This is a genomic window from Streptomyces canus 299MFChir4.1, assembly GCF_000383615.1.
In the GTDB taxonomy this organism is placed as follows: domain Bacteria; phylum Actinomycetota; class Actinomycetes; order Streptomycetales; family Streptomycetaceae; genus Streptomyces; species Streptomyces canus_C.
Map to the genome: position 1 here is coordinate 67,276 of NZ_KB911586.1, position 20,192 is coordinate 87,467.

The 20,192-nt window shown below is 67.7% G+C and carries 16 protein-coding genes and 1 tRNA gene; 14 read left to right on the top strand and 3 right to left on the bottom strand.

Going from position 1 to position 20,192, the window contains the following annotated elements; translation table 11 throughout:
- Positions 1-146 precede the first annotated feature (146 nt).
- Complete coding sequence (locus H293_RS0113965; RefSeq protein WP_020118511.1) at positions 147-1,202, top strand: UDP-N-acetylmuramate dehydrogenase; 1,056 nt, start codon at positions 147-149, stop codon at positions 1,200-1,202.
- 19 nt (positions 1,203-1,221) lie between these two features.
- Here H293_RS0113965 and H293_RS0113970 read toward each other — a convergent pair whose 3' ends face one another.
- Positions 1,222-1,854 carry an NAD(P)-dependent oxidoreductase gene (locus H293_RS0113970; RefSeq protein WP_020118512.1) on the bottom strand — a complete coding sequence of 211 codons (633 nt, stop codon included), beginning with the start codon at positions 1,852-1,854 and terminating at the stop codon, positions 1,222-1,224.
- Between the two features lie 118 nt (positions 1,855-1,972).
- Between H293_RS0113970 and H293_RS0113975 the strand changes: the two genes are divergently transcribed.
- Together H293_RS0113975 and H293_RS0113980 are read left to right on the top strand one after the other, a co-directional pair.
- Positions 1,973-2,590, top strand: coding sequence for a TetR/AcrR family transcriptional regulator (locus H293_RS0113975; protein ID WP_020118513.1), 618 nt, complete (start codon positions 1,973-1,975; stop codon positions 2,588-2,590).
- Between the two features lie 16 nt (positions 2,591-2,606).
- A complete protein-coding gene (locus tag H293_RS0113980; RefSeq protein WP_020118514.1) occupies positions 2,607-3,248 on the top strand; it encodes a hypothetical protein in 642 nt (213 codons plus the stop codon).
- Here H293_RS0113980 and H293_RS0113985 read toward each other — a convergent pair.
- A complete protein-coding gene (locus H293_RS0113985) occupies positions 3,229-4,269 on the bottom strand; it encodes an adenosine deaminase (protein ID WP_020118515.1) in 1,041 nt (346 codons plus the stop codon). The genes H293_RS0113980 and H293_RS0113985 overlap by 20 nt on opposite strands.
- A 119-nt stretch (positions 4,270-4,388) precedes the next feature.
- Positions 4,389-5,615: a pyridoxal phosphate-dependent aminotransferase gene (locus H293_RS0113990; protein ID WP_020118516.1), complete on the bottom strand. Its 1,227-nt coding sequence runs from the start codon at positions 5,613-5,615 to the stop codon at positions 4,389-4,391.
- Between the two features lie 248 nt (positions 5,616-5,863).
- Here H293_RS0113990 and H293_RS0113995 point away from each other — a divergent pair.
- From H293_RS0113995 to H293_RS0114045, 11 genes are all read left to right on the top strand, one after another.
- Positions 5,864-5,936, top strand: a tRNA-Trp gene (locus H293_RS0113995).
- 109 nt (positions 5,937-6,045) lie between these two features.
- Positions 6,046-6,333, top strand: a complete 288-nt coding sequence (secE, locus tag H293_RS0114000) for a preprotein translocase subunit SecE (RefSeq protein WP_020118517.1) — start codon at positions 6,046-6,048, stop codon at positions 6,331-6,333.
- Positions 6,334-6,413: 80 nt separating this feature from the next.
- Positions 6,414-7,268: a transcription termination/antitermination protein NusG gene (nusG, locus tag H293_RS0114005; protein WP_020118518.1), complete on the top strand. Its 855-nt coding sequence runs from the start codon at positions 6,414-6,416 to the stop codon at positions 7,266-7,268.
- Positions 7,269-7,434: 166 nt separating this feature from the next.
- A complete protein-coding gene (gene rplK / locus H293_RS0114010) occupies positions 7,435-7,869 on the top strand; it encodes a 50S ribosomal protein L11 (protein WP_007384044.1) in 435 nt (144 codons plus the stop codon).
- Positions 7,870-7,955: 86 nt separating this feature from the next.
- Positions 7,956-8,681, top strand: coding sequence for a 50S ribosomal protein L1 (rplA, locus tag H293_RS0114015; RefSeq protein WP_020118519.1), 726 nt, complete (start codon positions 7,956-7,958; stop codon positions 8,679-8,681).
- Positions 8,682-8,794: 113 nt separating this feature from the next.
- A complete protein-coding gene (locus H293_RS0114020; RefSeq protein ID WP_020118520.1) occupies positions 8,795-9,637 on the top strand; it encodes an SCO4651 family lipoprotein in 843 nt (280 codons plus the stop codon).
- Between the two features lie 115 nt (positions 9,638-9,752).
- The gene (locus H293_RS0114025) at positions 9,753-10,580 is read left to right on the top strand and encodes an SCO4651 family lipoprotein (RefSeq protein WP_020118521.1); all 828 of its coding nucleotides are present in this window, start codon (positions 9,753-9,755) and stop codon (positions 10,578-10,580) included.
- Between the two features lie 286 nt (positions 10,581-10,866).
- A complete protein-coding gene (rplJ, locus tag H293_RS0114030) occupies positions 10,867-11,397 on the top strand; it encodes a 50S ribosomal protein L10 (RefSeq protein ID WP_007384048.1) in 531 nt (176 codons plus the stop codon).
- Positions 11,398-11,520: 123 nt separating this feature from the next.
- On the top strand, positions 11,521-11,904 hold the full coding sequence (gene rplL, locus H293_RS0114035; protein ID WP_020118522.1) for a 50S ribosomal protein L7/L12: 384 nt from the start codon (positions 11,521-11,523) through the stop codon (positions 11,902-11,904).
- A gap of 560 nt (positions 11,905-12,464) precedes the next feature.
- Positions 12,465-15,950 (top strand): DNA-directed RNA polymerase subunit beta, encoded by a 3,486-nt coding sequence (gene rpoB, locus H293_RS0114040; protein ID WP_020118523.1) that lies wholly within the window; start codon positions 12,465-12,467, stop codon positions 15,948-15,950.
- A gap of 100 nt (positions 15,951-16,050) precedes the next feature.
- Positions 16,051-19,950, top strand: coding sequence for a DNA-directed RNA polymerase subunit beta' (locus tag H293_RS0114045; RefSeq protein WP_020118524.1), 3,900 nt, complete (start codon positions 16,051-16,053; stop codon positions 19,948-19,950).
- The last annotated feature ends 242 nt before the right edge of the window (positions 19,951-20,192 follow it).

Below are 20,192 nucleotides of genomic sequence, written 5' to 3' on the forward strand. Positions count from 1 at the left end.
ACCGCACGCGCTACACAAGCCCCCACCGGGCCCGCAGCTGCGCCGCAGGCATCAGGGGCGCGGGGAACTGCGCAAAAACGCCCGCCCCCACCGAACCCGCACCCGAACCCCGCCCCACCGCCGGAGGCCCCCGTACGCTGTACCCCGTGCAGGAACGACACGACGCCCCCCTCGCCCCCCTGACCACCTTCCGCCTCGGTGGCCCCGCCACCCGCCTCGTCACCGCGACGACCGACGCCGAGGTGATCGAGGTCGTCCGCGAGGCCGACGCCACCGGCACCCCCCTCCTCGTCATCGGCGGCGGGTCCAACCTCGTCATCGGGGACAAGGGCTTCGACGGCACCGCTCTCGTCATCGCCACCAAGGGCTACGAACTCACCGGCACCCACCTCACCCTCGCCGCCGGCGAAGTGTGGACCGACGCCGTCGCACGCACTGTGGAGGCCGGACTCGCCGGGATCGAATGTCTGGCCGGCATCCCCGGCTCCGCGGGCGCGACCCCCATCCAGAACGTCGGCGCCTACGGCCAGGAGGTGTCCTCCACCATCACCGAGGTCATCGCCTACGACCGCCGCAGCGGTGCGACCGTCACCCTCACCAACGACGACTGCGCCTTCTCCTACCGCCACAGCCGCTTCAAGGAAGACCCCGCCCGCTACGTCGTCCTGCGCGTCCGCTTCGACCTGGAGGACGCCGACGGCCTCTCCGCGCCGGTCAAGTACGCCGAGACCGCCCGCACCCTGGGCGTGGAACCCGGCGACCGCGTCCCCCTCACCCAGGCCCGCGAGACCGTCCTGAAGCTGCGCGCGGGCAAGGGCATGGTCCTGGACCCCGACGACCACGACACCTGGTCGGCGGGCTCCTTCTTCACCAACCCCCTCCTCACGGCGGCCCAGTTCGCGGAGTTCCACGCGCGCGTGAAGCACCACCTCGGCGAGGACGCCGTACCGCCGGCCTACCCCGCGGGCGACGGCCGCACCAAGACCTCCGCGGCCTGGCTCATCGACAAGGCCGGCTTCACCAAGGGCTACGGCACCGGCCCCGCCCGCATCTCCACCAAGCACACCCTGGCCCTCACCAACCGGGGCAACGCCACCACGGAGGACCTCCTCGCCCTGGCCCGGGAGGTCGTGGCAGGCGTACGGGACACCTTCGGCATCACCCTGGTCAACGAGCCGGTGACAGTGGGCGTCAACGTGTAGCCGACCAGGTCCGAAAGCGTCAGTACGCCACCCCGACCCCCTGCTTCACGACTCCCGCGTCCCCCACCATCCCCAGCATCGCGTGCGCCACATCCGCCCGCGAGATGAACCGCCCCCGAGCCGGAAACCCCCCGGCCACCACGCGGTACACGCCGGTCACGGGCTTGTCCTGAAGGCGCGGCGGACGCACGACGGTCCAGTCCGCACCGCTCGCCGCCAGCTCCGCCTCCATCGCGCTCAGGTCGGCGTAGACGTCCTTCAGTACGGCGGACACGAGCCCCCGCATCCACCGGTCCACCGCCCCCTCGTCCACCGGCGCCGGCCCGACCGGCCCCGCGCTGACGGCCAGCACCCGCCGGACCTGCTCCGCCTCCATCGCGGCCAGCACGACGCGGGTCAGCCGCGTCGCGATCCCGGCGTCCTTGCGGGCGCGCGGCCCGAGCCCGGACAGCACCGCGTCCCGCCCGGCCACGGCGGGCCGCAGGACCTCCGGGCCGGTGAGGTCCGCGCGGACCACCTCCAGCCGTGCGCCGGTGACGGTCAGCCGGGCAGGATCCCGTACGACCGCCGTGATCTCATGGCCCGTCGCCAGGCCCTGCCGGACGAGCTCGCGCCCTATGCCCCCGGTGGCACCGAAAACCGTGAGTTTCATGGGTACTCCCGTACTCGAAGGAGGTGGGTGAGTATTCACTCACCCCTGCCTCCCTCTAGAGTGGGTAAGTACTCACCCACCCGTCAAGCCCGCCATCCGACCAAGGGGACCGAACAGCATGGAGCCCAAGCCCGGTCCGGCCCGCGTCCGCATCCTTGACGCCGCCCACGAGCTGATGCTCACCGTGGGGCTGGCGCGTACCACGACCAAGGAGATCGCCAAGGCGGCCGGCTGCTCCGAGGCGGCGCTGTACAAGTACTTCGCCGGCAAGGAGGAGGTGTTCATCCGCGTCCTCGCGGAACGCCTCCCGAGACTGGCCCCCCTGCTGCACGCCCTCGCCGCCGAGCCGGGCCGCCACAGCCTGGAGGAGAACCTCACCGAGATCGCCCGCCAGGCCGCCCTCTTCTACGAGCAGAGCTTTCCGATCGCCGCCTCGCTGTACGCCGAGACCCAGCTCAAGCGGCGCCACGACGACGCGATGCGCGAGATGGAGTCAGGCCCGCACAAGCCGATCGAGTGGCTCGACGCCTACCTCCGCGCCGAGCAGTCCATCGGCCGGGTCGCCCCCGATGCCGACACCTTCGCCGCCGCCTCCTTGCTGCTCGGCGCCTGTGCCCAGCGCGCCTTCGCCTACGACGCCACCGCGGACGGCGTACGGCCGCCGGTGGAGGAGTTCGCGAGCCGGCTGGCCAGGACCCTGCTGGGCGGAATCTCGGTTGCCGGGGAATCGGTGTGACCGTCACGCTGGGCCCATGCGGCTGAGGCTCACCGAGTTCAGACCCCGTATCGGTCCCCACGAACACCGGGTCGTCCAGCCCCGTCACACTCTGCGCCATGCCTCCTTGACCGCTCCGGAGCCGATCGGTCTGCTCCTCGGCGACCACGACGGGCTGAACCGGCTCGCCGGCCTGTTCTCCTTCGCCGCCCACTCGCGGCACACGATCGTCCATGTGCCGCTGCGGGACGGGGTCCCGCCGGACAAGGGCCAGGGGGAGCGGGTGAACCTCGTCCTGGCCCACCACTCGTACGGACTGCGTCCCAGCAAGTGGCCCGAGCTGCGGCACGCGCTCAGAACCGGTGCCCCGCTGTCCGTGGAGACCGACCAGGCCCGTACCCGCGACGACGCCGAGGCCTGGCGGCGACGGCAGACGCACGCGGACTTCCGGGACGAGCTGCGGCACGCCACCCACGCGCGTACGTTCTTCCTGTTCGGCAGCCGGGACGCGTTCGCGCAGACGGCCGTGGATCTCGCGTGGGCTGCGGACTGGGGGCCGCGCCAGAAGGGGGCCGACACGGGGGCGTCCGTCCTGGCCACGGGGGTCTCACCGAAGCAGCCGCCCGGCGGCGGCCACCCCTACGAGGTGCTCGTCTGCTTCAAGAAGCCGGCCCGCTGAGCCAGTCGTCCACCCCCGACAGCAGCTTGGTCTTCACGTCCTCCGGCGCCGCCGAACCCCGTACCGACTGTCGGGCCAGTTCCGCGAGTTCCGCGTCCGAGAACCCGTGCCAGCGCCGGGCGATCTCGTACTGGGCGGCCAGCCGGGACCCGAACAGCAGGGGGTCGTCGGCGCCCAGTGCCATCGGCACCCCCGCCTCGAACAGCTTCCGCAGCGGCACGTCCTCGGGCTTCTCGTACACGCCGAGAGCCACGTTCGACGCCGGGCACACCTCGCACGTCACCTGCCGGTCGGCCAGCCGCTTCAGCAGCCGAGGGTCCTCCGCCGCGCGCACCCCGTGCCCGATCCGCGTGGCGCTCAGGTCGTCCAGGCAGTCCCGCACCGAGGCAGGACCGCTCAGCTCGCCGCCGTGCGGCGCCGACAGCAGCCCGCCCTCGCGCGCGATGTGGAACGCCCTGTCGAAGTCCCGTGCCATGCCCCGGCGTTCGTCGTTCGACAACCCGAAGCCCACCACGCCCTTGTCCGCGTACCGCACCGCGAGCCGGGCCAGCGTGCGCGCGTCCAGCGGATGCTTCATCCGGTTCGCGGCGACCAGCACCCGCATCCCGAGCCCGGTCTCCCGCGAGGTCGTCTCGACCGCGTCCAGGATGATCTCCAGCGCCGGGATCAGACCACCCATCCGGGGGGCGTACGACGTCGGGTCGACCTGGATCTCCAGCCACCCCGAGCCGTCGCGGACGTCCTCCTCCGCGGCCTCCCGCACCAGCCGCTGGATGTCCTCGGGCTCCCTCAGGCACGAGCGCGCCGCGTCGTACAGCCGCTGGAACCGGAACCAGCCGCGCTCGTCCGTGGCCCGCAGTCTCGGGGGCTCGCCACTGGTCAGTGCGTCGACCAGGGCCTCGGGCAGCCGCACTCCGTACTTGTCGGCCAGTTCCAGAACCGTCGCCGGGCGCATCGAGCCCGTGAAGTGCAGGTGCAGATGGGCTTTCGGCAGCTCAGAGACATCACGTACACGCTCCATTCCAGGATCCTGCCGTACGTCACGGGCGTCCCGGTACCACTTTCCCCTTTAGTGGTCTTGCTCGCACAAAAAAAGGGACCAGCTACTCACGCGAGTAGCTGGTCCCTTTTGCGGCGACCTCAGTCGCGCGCCTCCGCCAGCAGCTTCTGGATCCGCGAGACACCCTCGACGAGATCCTCGTCACCCAGCGCGTACGACAGCCGCAGATAGCCCGGCGTGCCGAAGGCCTCGCCCGGGACGACCGCGACCTCGGCCTCCTCCAGGATCAGCGCGGCCAGCTCGACCGTGTCCTGCGGGCGCTTGCCGCGGATCTCCTTGCCGAGCAGGTCCTTGACCGACGGGTAGGCGTAGAAGGCGCCCTCGGGCTCCGGGCAGAGCACGCCGTCGATCTCGTTGAGCATGCGGACGATCGTCTTGCGGCGGCGGTCGAAGGCCGTGCGCATCTCCGCCACCGCGTCGAGGTTGCCGGAGACCGCGGCGAGGGCCGCGACCTGGGCGACGTTCGACACATTGGACGTGGCGTGCGACTGGAGGTTGGTCGCGGCCTTGACGACGTCCTTCGGGCCGATGATCCAGCCCACCCGCCAGCCCGTCATGGCGTACGTCTTCGCGACCCCGTTGACCACGACGCACTTGTCGCGCAGCTCGGGCAGGAGTGCGGGCAGCGAGGTGAACTTCGCGTCGCCGTAGACGAGGTGCTCGTAGATCTCGTCGGTCAGCACCCACAAGCCGTGCTCGACTGCCCAGCGGCCGATCGCCTCGGCGTCGGCCTGGCTGTAGACGGCGCCGGTCGGGTTGGAGGGGGAGACGAAGAGGACGACCTTCGTCTTCTCGGTGCGGGCCGCCTCCAGCTGCTCGACGGAGACCCGGTAGCCGGTCGTCTCGTCGGCGACGACCTCCACCGGGACACCGCCGGCCAGCCGGATCGACTCCGGGTAGGTCGTCCAGTACGGCGCCGGGACGATGACCTCGTCGCCCGGGTCGAGGATCGCGGCGAAGGCCTCGTAGATCGCCTGCTTGCCGCCGTTGGTCACCAGGATCTGGGACGCCTCGACCTCGTAGCCGGAGTCACGGAGCGTCTTCGCGGCGATCGCGGCCTTCAGCTCGGGCAGGCCGCCGGCCGGCGTGTAGCGGTGGTACTTCGGGTTCGAGCAGGCCTCGATCGCGGCCTGGACGATGTAGTCCGGGGTCGGGAAGTCCGGTTCACCGGCGCCGAAGCCGATCACCGGCCGCCCGGCGGCCTTGAGGGCCTTGGCCTTGGCGTCCACGGCGAGGGTGGCGGATTCGGAGATCGCGCCGACTCGGGCGGAGACCCGGCGCTCGGTGGGAGGGGTTGCAGCGCTCATGGGGCCCATCGTTCCAGACCGGAAACTTCTCCGGCACACGGGTTTCACAGACTGAACAACAGCTGAACAACCGTCCGGATTCGCCCCGCACACTGGACGATCTTCCGCCCCCAAGGCCCGTACGGGCGCTTTCTGTTCGACGAGGGCCCGTGGACCACGTACACTCTCACCTCGTTGGCCTTCAGCAGCCGCCCGTCCAGGTGCACACCGAGCACTCGGTCGGATGCGGTACGTTGGGGGGCACACAAAGGGTCGTAGCTCAATTGGTAGAGCACCGGTCTCCAAAACCGGCGGTTGGGGGTTCAAGTCCCTCCGGCCCTGCTACACACACCTTTCGCCAGGATGTGTGCGCATGTACGTACAGCAACGCACCGCCGTGCGGCTCCAACCGGGCGCGGCACGGCCACGACCCGGGAACAGGTGAGGACGAATGGCGGATGCCGTGGGCTCCATCGACACGCCTGGCGCCCAGGACGAAGTGCCGGAGACCAAGAAGAAGACCCGCAAGGGCGGTAAGCGTGCCAAGAAGGGCCCGCTGAAGCGTCTCGCGACCTTCTACCGGCAGATCGTCGCCGAACTCCGCAAGGTCGTCTGGCCAACGCGGAATCAGCTGACGACGTACACGACCGTGGTGATCGTCTTCGTCCTCGTCATGATCGGTCTGGTGACCGTGATTGACTATGGACTCAACCACGCCGCCAAGTACGTATTCGGCTGAGCACAGAGCGAAGGGCGCCGAGGTTACCGGCGCCCCTTTTCGCATGTTCCACCCCATGTATCCAGGAAGAAGCAGCCACCGTGTCTGACCAGAACCTGAACGACGCCATCGAGCCCGACGAGTCTGTCGACGACGAGCTCGACATCGTCGAGGGCGCGGACGAGGACCCGGATGAGGTCGAGGCTGCCGACGCCGAGGCCGGCGTGCCCGCCGAGGAAGCCGCCCTCCACGTCGAGGACGAGTCCGGCGGCGACGTCGAGGCCGTCGAGGACGAGGAAGAGGAAGAGGCGGACGCCGAGGAGGAGCCGGCCGAGCCGGTCGACCCCGTCGCCGCCCTCCGCGAGGAACTGCGGACCCTTCCCGGCGAGTGGTACGTCATCCACACCTACGCCGGTTACGAGAACCGCGTGAAGACCAACCTCGAGCAGCGTGCCGTGTCGCTGAACGTCGAGGACTTCATCTTCCAGGCCGAGGTGCCGCAGGAAGAGGTCGCGCAGATCAAGAACGGCGAGCGCAAGACGATCCGTCAGAACAAGCTCCCCGGCTACGTGCTGGTGCGCATGGACCTGACGAACGAGTCCTGGGGCGTCGTCCGCAACACCCCCGGCGTCACCGGCTTCGTGGGCAACGCCTACGACCCGTACCCGCTGACCCTGGACGAGATCGTCAAGATGCTCGCCCCGGAGGCCGAGGAGAAGGCCGCCCGCGAGGCCGCCGAGGCCGAGGGCAAGCCGGCTCCGGCCCGCAAGGTCGAGGTCCAGGTGCTGGACTTCGAGGTGGGCGACTCGGTCACCGTCACCGACGGCCCGTTCGCCACGCTGCAGGCCACGATCAACGAGATCAACGCCGACTCGAAGAAGGTCAAGGGCCTCGTCGAGATCTTCGGCCGCGAGACCCCGGTCGAGCTGAGCTTCGACCAGATCCAGAAGAACTGACGTCTTCCGGACAGAACTTCCGACCAGGTCAGGCGGGCTGTCACAGCTCGTCTGACCTGCTCGGTTTTTGGCCGCGCATCTATACCCGCTATCGTTGTGCGGTATGCCTGCGTCCGGGTGGTCCCCGTACGCGGGCAGGACCCGAATCGAAAGGACCCGGAGAGCTATGCCTCCCAAGAAGAAGAAGGTCACGGGGCTCATCAAGCTCCAGATCCAGGCCGGTGCCGCCAACCCGGCTCCGCCGGTCGGCCCCGCGCTGGGTCAGCACGGCGTGAACATCATGGAGTTCTGCAAGGCCTACAACGCCGCGACCGAGTCGCAGCGTGGCTGGGTGATCCCGGTGGAGATCACGGTCTACGAGGACCGCTCCTTCACCTTCATCACCAAGACCCCGCCGGCCGCGAAGATGATCCTCAAGGCCGCGGGCGTGGAGAAGGGCTCCGGCGAGCCGCACAAGACCAAGGTCGCCAAGATCACTCAGGCGCAGGTCCGCGAGATCGCCACCACCAAGATGCCCGACCTCAACGCCAACGACCTGGACGCCGCCGCGAAGATCATCGCCGGTACCGCGCGTTCCATGGGCGTCACGGTCGAGGGCTGAGCCCCACCCCCCTCGTACACCAAGCAGAAGTGGCAGGGCCTGCTCGGCCCGTACCACGACTCCTTTCAGAACACACAGGAGCAGTTGTGAGCAAGCGCAGCAAGGCTCTCCGCGCTGCGGACGCCAAGGTCGACCGGGAGAAGCTGTACGCCCCGCTCGAGGCCGTCCGTCTCGCCAAGGAGACCTCCACCTCCAAGTTCGACGGCACCGTCGAGGTCGCCTTCCGTCTGGGTGTCGACCCGCGCAAGGCGGACCAGATGGTCCGTGGCACCGTGAACCTCCCGCACGGCACCGGTAAGACCGCCCGGGTCCTGGTCTTCGCGACCGGTGACCGTGCCGAGGCCGCTCGTGCCGCGGGCGCCGACATCGTCGGCGCCGACGAGCTCATCGACGAGGTGTCGAAGGGCCGTCTGGACTTCGACGCCGTCGTCGCCACCCCGGACCTCATGGGCAAGGTCGGCCGCCTCGGCCGCGTGCTCGGTCCCCGTGGTCTCATGCCGAACCCCAAGACCGGCACCGTCACCCCCGATGTCACCAAGGCTGTCAACGACATCAAGGGCGGCAAGATCGAGTTCCGCGTCGACAAGCACTCGAACCTGCACTTCATCATCGGCAAGACGTCGTTCGACGACACCAAGCTGGTGGAGAACTACGGCGCGGCGCTGGAGGAGATCCTCCGTCTGAAGCCGTCCGCCGCCAAGGGTCGCTACATCAAGAAGGCCGCCATCAGCACCACGATGGGCCCCGGCATTCCGCTGGACTCCAACCGCACCCGCAACCTCCTCGTCGAGGAGGACCCGGCCGCGGTCTGAGACACCGGCAGGTTCACGGGCCCCGCACCTTCCGAGGTGCGGGGCCCGTTCCCATGTGCGGGGACGGTGCTCTGAGTTAGCGTGCGAGCAGGGCACTTGCACCAGGGGGACGCATGAAGAGGACGACGGTCTGGCTCACGACGGCCGCCGTACTGGCGGCACTCGCCGCCTGTACGTCCTCCGGCTCCTCCGACCGGCCCGAGGAGCGCAGGCGGACGGCCTCGACCCCCGCCTCCCTCCCGGCCCTGCGCACCGCGGAAGGCTCCACCGTGCGGGCCCGGAGCGCCCGGGTGAGATCCACCACCGTGATGGGCACCCAACTGTCCCTCACCGCCGACGGCGTCCTGGCCTGGCGCGAGGGCCTGTCCGGGGCCCTCACCCTCGACTACACCGGCGGCACCGCGGCCGAGACGATGCGCGCTCTCGGCGTCACGTCCATGGAGGCCCGCTACCTCGCCGACGCCTACTACGCGCGCATGGGTGACACCTTCGCCGCGAAGACGGGCGGCAAGCACTGGCTCAGGTACGCCTACGACGACCTGAAGAACCTCGGCGGGGGCGCCGACCTCGCCGACCAGATGCGCTCCACCACCCCGAACCAGTCGGTGCGGCTGCTGCTGGACTCCGCCGACGTGCGCGAGCTCGGCCGGGAGACCGTGGACGGCCAGGCCACCACGCACTACGCGGGCACCGTCGACGTCGAGGACGTCACCGACACCGAGCTCCGGCAGCGCCTCCAGAACGCCGACGTCACCGCCGAGACCCTCGACATCTGGATCAACGACAAGAACCTGTTGGTCAAGAAGGTCGAGAAGACCAGCACGGCGAACGGCAGGGTGACCCAGACCGCCCACTACAGCGACTACGGCGTCAAGGTCGCCGTACGGAAGCCGCCGGCCGCCGACACCGCGGACTTCAAATCCCTCCTGTCACAGTCGAGCACCAACCCCACCTGAGCCGCAGGCAATTCACGGCCCCCTCGCGCGCCTCTCGGTTAAGCTCGCGGTCTTGTCTGTGAATCGACCATGTGTTCCTTGGGGGGAATCAGTGGCTACTTCTGTACGACGTTCCGTGCGCGGTCGGACCATCGGCGCCGGGCTCGCCGCCGTGGCCCTCGCCGCGGGTGCGGTGAGCTGTTCCAAGGGGGGCGACGAGTCGCCCGAGATGACGCCCGCCGCTGCGGTCGCGAAGGCGGCGAAGAACACGGAGGACATCACCTCCTTCCACTACCGGATGAAGGGCGAGATGCCCGAGCAGGGGCGGGTCCAGGCCGAGGCCGCCATGCGGACCAAGCCCGACCTCGCGATGAGCATGAAGATGACCGCGGCCGGTCAGGGCTCCGCGGAGATCCGTCTCGTCGACAAGGCCATGTACATCGGCGGCAACGCCGAGCTGGCCAAGGAGATGGACGGCAAGAAGTGGATGAAGTTCGACCTGTCCTCGCTCGGCAAGGACGGTGGGCTCGGTGCCACCGCGCCCGGCGCCGGCCAGGCCGACCAGAACCCGGCCTCCATGTCCTCCTTCCTCAACGGCGCCAAGAACGTGAAGAAGGTCGGCACCGAGACCGTGGACGGGGTCAAGACGACCCATTACGCGGGCGATGTCACCCTGGCCGAGCTCAAGGCATCCTTCAAGGACGCCGACAAGTCGGTCCGTGAGCAGCGCGAGAAGAGCACCGAACAGCTCCAGAAGCTGGGCCTGGACAAGTTCACGATGGACATGTGGGTCGACGGTGAGAACCACGCCAAGCAGTTCCGCATGCGGGGCGACGCCGACAAGGGCAAGTTCGACATGACCTTCACCTTCCTCGACTACAACAAGCCCGTGACCGTCGAGGCACCGCCCGCGAAGGACACCGCCGACCTGGCCGAGATGATGAAGGAACTCCAGAAGAGCTGAGCGCCGTAGGACCGGATTTGCTTGACAGGGATCCGGTCCCGTACGCTCCTACAGAAGCCAAAGACCGCTGGTCGTTGCCGTGTCCTCGCAAGAGGGGGCGGTGGCCGAAGGATCCGCTGAAAATTGCGGACGACCCGCGCAGGTGACTGTGGATGTGCTCCCGGGAACACGTGCCTTGCGTATGTGATCGCGGTCGAGCTACGCCCCGTGCGCCTGCGCCGGGGCGTTTCGTTTTGTGCAGCCCCTTCTGAGCGGTCCTCATCACCCGGAAGGAGGCCGACGCTCTATGGCAAGGCCCGACAAGGCTGCCGCGGTAGCCGAGCTGACGGAGCAGTTCCGCAGCTCGAACGCCGCCGTGCTGACCGAGTACCGGGGTCTCACCGTGGCGCAGCTCAAGACGCTGCGTCGTTCGCTCGGTGAAGACGCCCAGTACGCCGTGGTGAAGAACACGCTGACCAAGATCGCGGCCAACGAGGCCGGGATCTCGACGCTCGACGACCTGTTCAACGGTCCGACGGCGGTTGCCTTCATCACCGGTGACCCGGTGACGTCGGCGAAGGGTCTTCGTGACTTCGCCAAGGACAACCCGAACCTCGTCATCAAGGGCGGTGTCCTTGACGGCAAGGCGCTGTCCGCCGACGAGATCAAGAAGCTTGCGGACCTCGAGTCCCGCGAGGTTCTGCTCGCCAAGCTGGCGGGTGCCTTCAAGGGCAAGCAGACTCAGGCTGCTCAGGTCTTCCAGGCGCTCCCGTCGAAGCTCGTCCGCACCGTGGACGCGCTCCGTGCCAAGCAGGACGAGCAGGGCGGTGCCGAGTAACTCGGCTCGCATCATGACCGCCGCCTGAGGCAGCCGCCCCGGGAAGTGGTCGTAGCGGGCCGAACGTACGCCCGCCAGACATGTACATCGGCACCAGCCGAATTAGTGGAAGGATCGCCCCTCATGGCGAAGCTCAGCCAGGAAGACCTGCTCGCGCAGTTCGAGGAGATGACCCTCATCGAGCTCTCCGAGTTCGTGAAGGCCTTCGAGGAGAAGTTCGACGTCACCGCCGCCGCGGCCGTCGCCGTTGCGGGCCCGGCCCAGGGTGGCCCCGCCGCCCCGGTCGAGGAGGAGCAGGACGAGTTCGACGTCATCCTCACGGGTGCCGGCGACAAGAAGATCCAGGTCATCAAGGTCGTGCGTGAGCTGACCTCCCTGGGTCTGAAGGAGGCCAAGGACCTCGTGGACGGCGCCCCGAAGCCCGTTCTCGAGAAGGTCGCCAAGGAGGCCGCCGAGAAGGCCGCCGAGTCCCTCAAGGGCGCCGGCGCCTCCGTCGAGGTCAAGTAACACCTCACAGGCCTTTTCGATCGGCCTGTAACGCGCAAGCACCGAAGAGCGATCATCCATCCGGGTGGTCGCTCTTCGGCGTTCCTGGAGGCGCGGTCACGGTTACCTTGCGGCCTCGTGGGCGAGGGGTATGGTGATCTTCGTCGTGTCTCCCGGAACCTCAGGTTCGGGCAGGGGGGCCTTGACGAACCGCACGCAGCGCGCAATTCTCAGGACGCGTCGCCAGAACGGTCCGAATCCGAGGCATGGATCGGCGACGAAGAGGGCAGTATCAACGTGCGTTGAGGGCACCATGCCGAGGACGTTGAGGGCAGCGAGAGTTTTTGAAGACCGGGCAGAAAAGCAGGGCTGGACATCAGTGCGCCAAGTGGCTACACTGACCCTTTGCGCTGCCTGTTAGCTGTCCCCTGCCCGTCACCAGGGGTCTGCCCTCGCCTCAGCATCGACGACCGGACCATCTCTGAGCTGGCCTTTTGGCCACATCGAAGAGACCTGTGTCTGTGCCGCGGAGAGGGCCCGGGGAGCGCGTAGTGAGTCCGAGCCCTCGGAAGGACCCCCTCTTGGCCGCCTCGCGCACTGCCTCGACCGCGAATACGAACAACGCCGCCAGCACCGCCCCGCTGCGCATCTCCTTTGCAAAGATCAAGGAGCCTCTTGAGGTTCCCAACCTGCTCGCGCTGCAGACCGAGAGCTTTGACTGGCTGCTCGGGAACACCGCCTGGCAGAGTCGGGTCGAGGAGGCTCTTGAGTCCGGTCAGGACGTCCCCACCAAGTCCGGTCTGGAGGAGATCTTCGAGGAGATCTCCCCGATCGAGGACTTCTCCGGGTCGATGTCGCTGACGTTCCGCGACCACCGTTTCGAGCCGCCGAAGAACAGCATCGACGAGTGCAAGGAGCGCGACTTCACGTACGCCGCCCCGCTCTTCGTTACGGCGGAGTTCACCAACAACGAGACCGGCGAGATCAAGTCCCAGACGGTCTTCATGGGCGACTTCCCGCTCATGACCAACAAGGGCACCTTCGTCATCAACGGCACCGAGCGTGTCGTGGTGTCGCAGCTGGTCCGCTCGCCGGGTGTCTACTTCGACTCCTCCATCGACAAGACGTCCGACAAGGACATCTTCTCGGCCAAGATCATCCCGTCCCGGGGTGCCTGGCTGGAGATGGAGATCGACAAGCGCGACATGGTCGGTGTCCGCATCGACCGCAAGCGCAAGCAGTCCGTCACCGTGCTCCTGAAGGCTCTCGGCTGGACCACCGAGCAGATCCTTGAGGAGTTCGGCGAGTACGAGTCGATGCGCGCCACCCTGGAGAAGGACCACACCCAGGGCCAGGACGACGCGCTGCTCGACATCTACCGCAAGCTGCGTCCGGGCGAGCCCCCCACGCGTGAGGCCGCCCAGACGCTTCTGGAGAACCTCTACTTCAACCCGAAGCGTTACGACCTCGCCAAGGTCGGCCGCTACAAGGTCAACAAGAAGCTGGGTGCGGACGCTCCGCTGGACGCGGGCATCCTGACCGTCGAGGACATCATCTCGACGATCAAGTACCTGGTGAAGCTGCACGCCGGCGAGACCGAGACCACCGGTGACAGCGGCACCTCGATCGTCGTCGAGACCGACGACATCGACCACTTCGGCAACCGTCGTCTGCGCAGCGTCGGCGAGCTCATCCAGAACCAGGTCCGCACGGGTCTGGCTCGTATGGAGCGCGTCGTCCGTGAGCGCATGACGACCCAGGACGTCGAGGCGATCACGCCGCAGACCCTGATCAACATCCGGCCGGTCGTCGCCTCCATCAAGGAGTTCTTCGGCACCAGCCAGCTGTCGCAGTTCATGGACCAGAACAACCCGCTGTCGGGTCTCACCCACAAGCGCCGTCTGTCGGCTCTTGGCCCGGGTGGTCTCTCCCGTGAGCGGGCCGGCTTCGAGGTCCGTGACGTGCACCCCTCGCACTACGGCCGTATGTGCCCGATCGAGACGCCCGAAGGCCCGAACATCGGTCTGATCGGTTCGCTCGCCTCCTACGGCCGCGTCAACGCGTTCGGTTTCGTCGAGACGCCGTACCGCAGGGTCACCGGCGGCGTCGTCACCGACGAGGTCGACTACCTGACGGCCGACGAGGAGGACCGCTTCGTCATCGCGCAGGCCAACGCCACGCTCAACGACGACATGCGGTTCGAGGAGTCCCGGGTCCTGGTCCGCCGTCGTGGCGGTGAGGTCGACTACGTCCCCGGTGACGACGTCGACTACATGGACGTCTCGCCGCGCCAGATGGTGTCGGTCGCGACCGCCATGATCCCGTTCCTCGAGCACGACGACGCCAACCGTGCCCTCATGGGCGCGAACATGATGCGTCAGGCGGTGCCGCTCATCAAGAGCGAGTCCCCGCTCGTCGGCACCGGCATGGAGTACCGCTCCGCCGTCGACGCCGGCGACGTGGTCAAGGCCGAGAAGGCGGGTGTGGTCCAGGAGGTCTCCGCGGACTACATCACCACCGCCAACGACGACGGCACGTACATCACGTACCGCCTGGCCAAGTTCGCCCGCTCCAACCAGGGCACCTCGGTCAACCAGAAGGTCATCGTCAACGAGGGCGACCGGATCATCGAGGGCCAGGTCCTGGCCGACGGTCCGGCCACCGAGAACGGCGAGATGGCGCTGGGCAAGAACCTGCTCGTGGCGTTCATGCCGTGGGAGGGTCACAACTACGAGGACGCGATCATCCTGTCGCAGCGCCTCGTGCAGGACGACGTCCTCTCCTCGATCCACATCGAGGAGCACGAGGTCGACGCCCGTGACACCAAGCTCGGCCCCGAGGAGATCACCCGGGACATCCCGAACGTCTCCGAGGAGGTCCTCGCCGACCTCGACGAGCGCGGCATCATCCGTATCGGTGCCGAGGTCGTCGCCGGTGACATCCTCGTCGGCAAGGTCACGCCCAAGGGTGAGACCGAGCTGACGCCGGAGGAGCGCCTGCTCCGTGCGATCTTCGGTGAGAAGGCCCGTGAGGTCCGTGACACCTCGCTGAAGGTGCCGCACGGCGAGATCGGCAAGGTCATCGGCGTCCGCGTCTTCGACCGTGAAGAGGGCGACGAGCTGCCGCCGGGCGTGAACCAGCTGGTTCGTGTCTACGTGGCGCAGAAGCGCAAGATCACGGACGGTGACAAGCTCGCCGGCCGACACGGCAACAAGGGTGTCATCTCCAAGATCCTGCCCATCGAGGACATGCCGTTCCTCGAGGACGGGACCCCGGTCGACATCATCCTCAACCCGCTGGGTGTGCCGTCCCGAATGAACCCGGGACAGGTTCTGGAGATCCACCTCGGCTGGCTCGCCAGCCGCGGCTGGGACGTCTCCGGCCTCGCCGAGGACTGGGCGCAGCGCCTCCAGGTCATCGGCGCCGACGCCGTCGCCCCGGGCACCAACGTCGCGACCCCGGTCTTCGACGGTGCCCGTGAGGACGAGCTCGCGGGTCTGCTCCAGCACACCATCCCGAACCGCGACGGCGAGCGCATGGTGCAGCCGACCGGTAAGGCGAGGCTGTTCGACGGCCGCTCCGGCGAGCCGTTCCCGGAGCCGATCTCGGTCGGCTACATGTACATCCTCAAGCTCCACCACCTGGTCGACGACAAGCTCCACGCCCGCTCGACCGGTCCGTACTCGATGATCACCCAGCAGCCGCTGGGTGGTAAGGCCCAGTTCGGTGGCCAGCGCTTCGGTGAGATGGAGGTGTGGGCGCTGGAGGCATACGGCGCCGCGTACGCCCTCCAGGAGCTGCTGACCATCAAGTCCGACGACGTGACCGGCCGCGTGAAGGTCTACGAGGCCATCGTCAAGGGCGAGAACATTCCCGAGCCCGGCATCCCCGAGTCCTTCAAGGTGCTCATCAAGGAGATGCAGTCCCTGTGCCTCAACGTGGAGGTGCTGTCCTCGGACGGCATGTCCATCGAGATGCGCGACACCGACGAGGACGTCTTCCGCGCGGCGGAAGAGCTCGGCATCGACCTGTCCCGGCGCGAGCCGAGCAGCGTCGAAGAGGTCTGACGGGAGTCCGGCCGGAGGACCTGGTGAGGGACCTCCGGCCGGCCCCTGGACCCCCGTTTCAGACCCCAAGACTTACAACCCTGAGAGGGATTGACGCATAGTGCTCGACGTCAACTTCTTCGATGAGCTCCGGATCGGTCTGGCCACCGCTGACGACATCCGTCAGTGGAGCCACGGCGAGGTCAAGAAGCCCGAGACCATCAACTACCGCACCCTCAAGCCCGAAAAGGACGGACTCTTCTGCGAGAAGATCTTCGGTCCGACCCGGGACTGGGAGTGCTACTGCGGCAAGTACAAGCGTGTCCGGTTCAAGGGCATCATCTGTGAGCGCTGCGGCGTCGAGGTGACTCGCGCCAAGGTGCGCCGTGAGCGGATGGGCCACATCGAACTGGCCGCCCCTGTCACGCACATCTGGTACTTCAAGGGTGTCCCGTCGCGTCTGGGCTACCTGCTCGACCTGGCTCCCAAGGACCTCGAGAAGGTCATCTACTTCGCGGCGTACATGATCACGTACGTCGACGAGGAGCGCCGTACGCGTGACCTGCCCTCCCTGGAGGCGCACGTCTCCGTGGAGCGTCAGCAGGTCGAGAACCGTCGTGACGCCGACCTCGAGGCCCGCGCCAAGAAGCTGGAAAGCGACCTGGCCGAGCTGGAGGCCGAGGGCGCCAAGGCCGACGTGCGCCGCAAGGTGCGCGAGGGTGCCGAGCGTGAGATGAAGCAGCTGCGCGACCGTGCGCAGCGCGAGATCGACCGTCTCGACGAGGTGTGGACCCGCTTCAAGAACCTCAAGGTCCAGGACCTCGAAGGTGACGAGCTGCTCTACCGCGAGCTGCGCGACCGCTTCGGCACGTACTTCGACGGTTCGATGGGTGCCGCGGCGCTGCAGAAGCGCTTGGAGTCCTTCGACCTCGACGAGGAGGCCGAGCGTCTCCGCGAGATCATCCGTACCGGCAAGGGCCAGAAGAAGACCCGTGCGCTGAAGCGGCTGAAGGTCGTGTCTGCCTTCCTGCAGACCTCCAACAGCCCCAAGGGCATGGTCCTCGACTGCGTCCCGGTCATCCCGCCGGACCTTCGCCCGATGGTGCAGCTGGACGGTGGCCGCTTCGCGACCTCCGACCTGAACGACCTGTACCGCCGTGTGATCAACCGCAACAACCGTCTGAAGAGGCTTCTCGACCTCGGTGCGCCCGAGATCATCGTCAACAACGAGAAGCGCATGCTTCAGGAGGCTGTTGACGCCCTCTTCGACAACGGTCGTCGCGGTCGTCCGGTCACCGGTCCCGGTAACCGCCCGCTGAAGTCCCTCAGCGACATGCTGAAGGGCAAGCAGGGTCGATTCCGTCAGAACCTGCTCGGCAAGCGTGTGGACTACTCCGCGCGTTCCGTGATCGTCGTCGGTCCGCAGCTGAAGCTGCACCAGTGTGGTCTGCCGAAGGCGATGGCGCTGGAGCTCTTCAAGCCGTTCGTGATGAAGCGCCTGGTCGACCTGAACCACGCGCAGAACATCAAGAGCGCCAAGCGCATGGTGGAGCGCGGCCGCACGGTCGTGTACGACGTCCTCGAAGAGGTCATCGCCGAGCACCCGGTTCTGCTGAACCGTGCTCCCACCCTGCACCGCCTCGGCATCCAGGCCTTCGAGCCGCAGCTGGTCGAGGGCAAGGCCATCCAGATCCACCCGCTCGTCTGCACCGCGTTCAACGCGGACTTCGACGGTGACCAGATGGCCGTGCACCTTCCGCTGTCCGCGGAGGCGCAGGCCGAGGCCCGCATCCTGATGCTGTCCTCGAACAACATCCTCAAGCCCGCCGACGGCCGTCCGGTGACGATGCCGACCCAGGACATGGTCCTCGGTCTGTTCTTCCTCACCACCGACGGCGAGCTGCGTGACACCAAGGGCGAGGGCCGCGCGTTCGGCTCCACGGCCGAGGCGATCATGGCGTTCGACGCCGGCGAGCTGGCGCTCCAGTCGCAGATCGACATCCGCTTCCCGGTGGGCACCATCCCGCCGCGTGGCTGGACGCCGCCCGCGCAGGAGGAGGGCGAGCCGGAGTGGCAGCAGGGGGACACCTTCCGCCTGCGCACCACCCTGGGCCGCGCGCTCTTCAACGAGCTGCTGCCCGAGGACTACCCGTTCGTCGACTACTCGGTGGGCAAGAAGCAGCTCTCCGAGATCGTCAACGACCTGGCCGAGCGCTACCCCAAGGTCATCGTGGCGGCGACGCTCGACAACCTGAAGGCGGCCGGCTTCTACTGGGCGACCCGTTCCGGTGTCACCGTGGCCATCTCCGACGTCGTCGTTCCCGAGGCGAAGAAGGAGATCGTCAAGGGCTACGAGGCGCAGGACGAGAAGGTCCAGAAGCAGTACGAGCGCGGTCTGATCACCAAGGAAGAGCGCACGCAGGAGCTCATCGCGATCTGGACCAAGGCGACCAACGAGGTCGCCGAGGCGATGAACGCGAACTTCCCCAAGACCAACCCCATCTTCATGATGGTTGACTCGGGTGCCCGAGGAAACATGATGCAGATGCGGCAGATCGCCGGTATGCGTGGTCTGGTGTCGAACGCGAAGAACGAGACCATCCCGCGTCCGATCAAGGCGTCCTTCCGTGAGGGCCTGTCCGTGCTGGAGTACTTCATCTCCACGCACGGTGCCCGTAAGGGTCTGGCGGACACCGCCCTGCGTACCGCCGACTCGGGTTACCTGACCCGTCGTCTGGTGGACGTCTCGCAGGACGTCATCATCCGCGAGGAGGACTGCGGCACCGACCGCGGCCTCAAGCTCCAGATCGCGGAGGTCGGCGCGGACGGCGTGCTGCGCAAGGCGGACGACGTCGAGACCAGCGTGTACGCCCGTGCGCTGGCCGAGGACATCACGGTCGACGGCAAGGTGCTGGCCCCGGCCAACACCGACCTCGGCGACGTCCTCATCGACGAGCTCGTCAAGCACGGTGTCTCCCAGGTCAAGACCCGCTCGGTCCTGACCTGCGAGTCCGCCGTCGGCACCTGCGCCATGTGCTACGGCCGCTCGCTGGCCACCGGCAAGCTGGTCGACATCGGTGAGGCGGTCGGCATCATCGCCGCCCAGTCCATCGGTGAGCCCGGTACCCAGCTGACGATGCGTACCTTCCACACCGGCGGTGTGGCCGGTGACGACATCACCCAGGGTCTGCCGCGTGTCGTCGAGCTCTTCGAGGCCCGTACCCCGAAGGGTGTCGCCCCGATCTCCGAGGCCCAGGGCCGCGTGCGGATCGAGGAGACCGAGAAGACCAAGAAGATCGTCATCACGCCGGACGACGGCAGCGACGAGACGGCGTTCCCGATCTCGAAGCGCGCGCGTCTTCTGGTCAGCGAGGGCGAGCACGTCGAGGTGGGCCAGAAGCTCACCGTGGGTGCCACCAACCCGCACGACGTGCTGCGCATCCTGGGTCAGCGTGCCGTCCAGGTCCACCTGGTCGGCGAGGTCCAGAAGGTCTACAACTCGCAGGGTGTGTCGATCCACGACAAGCACATCGAGATCATCATCCGGCAGATGCTGCGCCGCGTGACGATCATCGAGTCCGGCGACGCCGAGCTGCTGCCCGGTGAGCTGGTCGAGCGTTCGAAGTTCGAGACCGAGAACCGTCGTGTGGTCCAGGAGGGCGGTCACCCGGCCTCCGGTCGTCCGCAGCTGATGGGTATCACCAAGGCCTCGCTGGCGACGGAATCCTGGCTGTCGGCCGCCTCCTTCCAGGAGACGACCCGAGTCCTGACGGACGCGGCGATCAACGCCAAGTCCGACAGCCTCATCGGCCTCAAGGAGAACGTCATCATCGGTAAGCTCATCCCGGCCGGTACGGGTCTGTCCCGCTACCGCAACATCCGGGTCGAGCCGACCGAGGAGGCCAAGGCCGCGATGTACTCGGCCGTCGGCTACGACGACATCGACTACTCGCCGTTCGGCACGGGGTCCGGCCAGGCTGTTCCGCTGGAGGACTACGACTACGGTCCGTACAACCAGTAGGACCTGCGTCTGAACGACTGAAGGGCGCCCACTCCGTCTTCGTCCGGGGTGGGCGCCCTTCGGCGTTCGTACCGGGGCTACCGCGCTACCGGGCTCAGGAGGCCGTGGAGCGCGTCTGGAGCCCCGCGGGCTGGGTCCCGGCCCGGGGTCTCCCACCGGCTCTCCATCGCGGCTGAGCCGCCTGGGCGTTTCCGGTGGAGGATGCGGGAACCTGTCCCGGTATCGGAGCGTTGGAGCATCAT

Bases quoted from the DNA above. Each gene is read 5' to 3' on its own strand.
- rplL (WP_020118522.1), top strand. From the start codon at position 11,521: ATGGCGAAGCTCAGCCAGGAAGACCTGCTCGCGCAGTTCGAGGAGATG.
- H293_RS0113980 (WP_020118514.1), top strand. From the start codon at position 2,607: ATGCGGCTGAGGCTCACCGAGTTCAGACCCCGTATCGGTCCCCACGAA.
- secE (WP_020118517.1), top strand. From the start codon at position 6,046: ATGGCGGATGCCGTGGGCTCCATCGACACGCCTGGCGCCCAGGACGAA.
- H293_RS0113970 (WP_020118512.1), bottom strand. From the start codon at position 1,854: ATGAAACTCACGGTTTTCGGTGCCACCGGGGGCATAGGGCGCGAGCTC.
- rplK (WP_007384044.1), top strand. From the start codon at position 7,435: ATGCCTCCCAAGAAGAAGAAGGTCACGGGGCTCATCAAGCTCCAGATC.
- H293_RS0113990 (WP_020118516.1), bottom strand. From the start codon at position 5,615: ATGAGCGCTGCAACCCCTCCCACCGAGCGCCGGGTCTCCGCCCGAGTC.
- H293_RS0114020 (WP_020118520.1), top strand. From the start codon at position 8,795: ATGAAGAGGACGACGGTCTGGCTCACGACGGCCGCCGTACTGGCGGCA.
- rplJ (WP_007384048.1), top strand. From the start codon at position 10,867: ATGGCAAGGCCCGACAAGGCTGCCGCGGTAGCCGAGCTGACGGAGCAG.
- H293_RS0113985 (WP_020118515.1), bottom strand. From the start codon at position 4,269: ATGGAGCGTGTACGTGATGTCTCTGAGCTGCCGAAAGCCCATCTGCAC.
- H293_RS0113975 (WP_020118513.1), top strand. From the start codon at position 1,973: ATGGAGCCCAAGCCCGGTCCGGCCCGCGTCCGCATCCTTGACGCCGCC.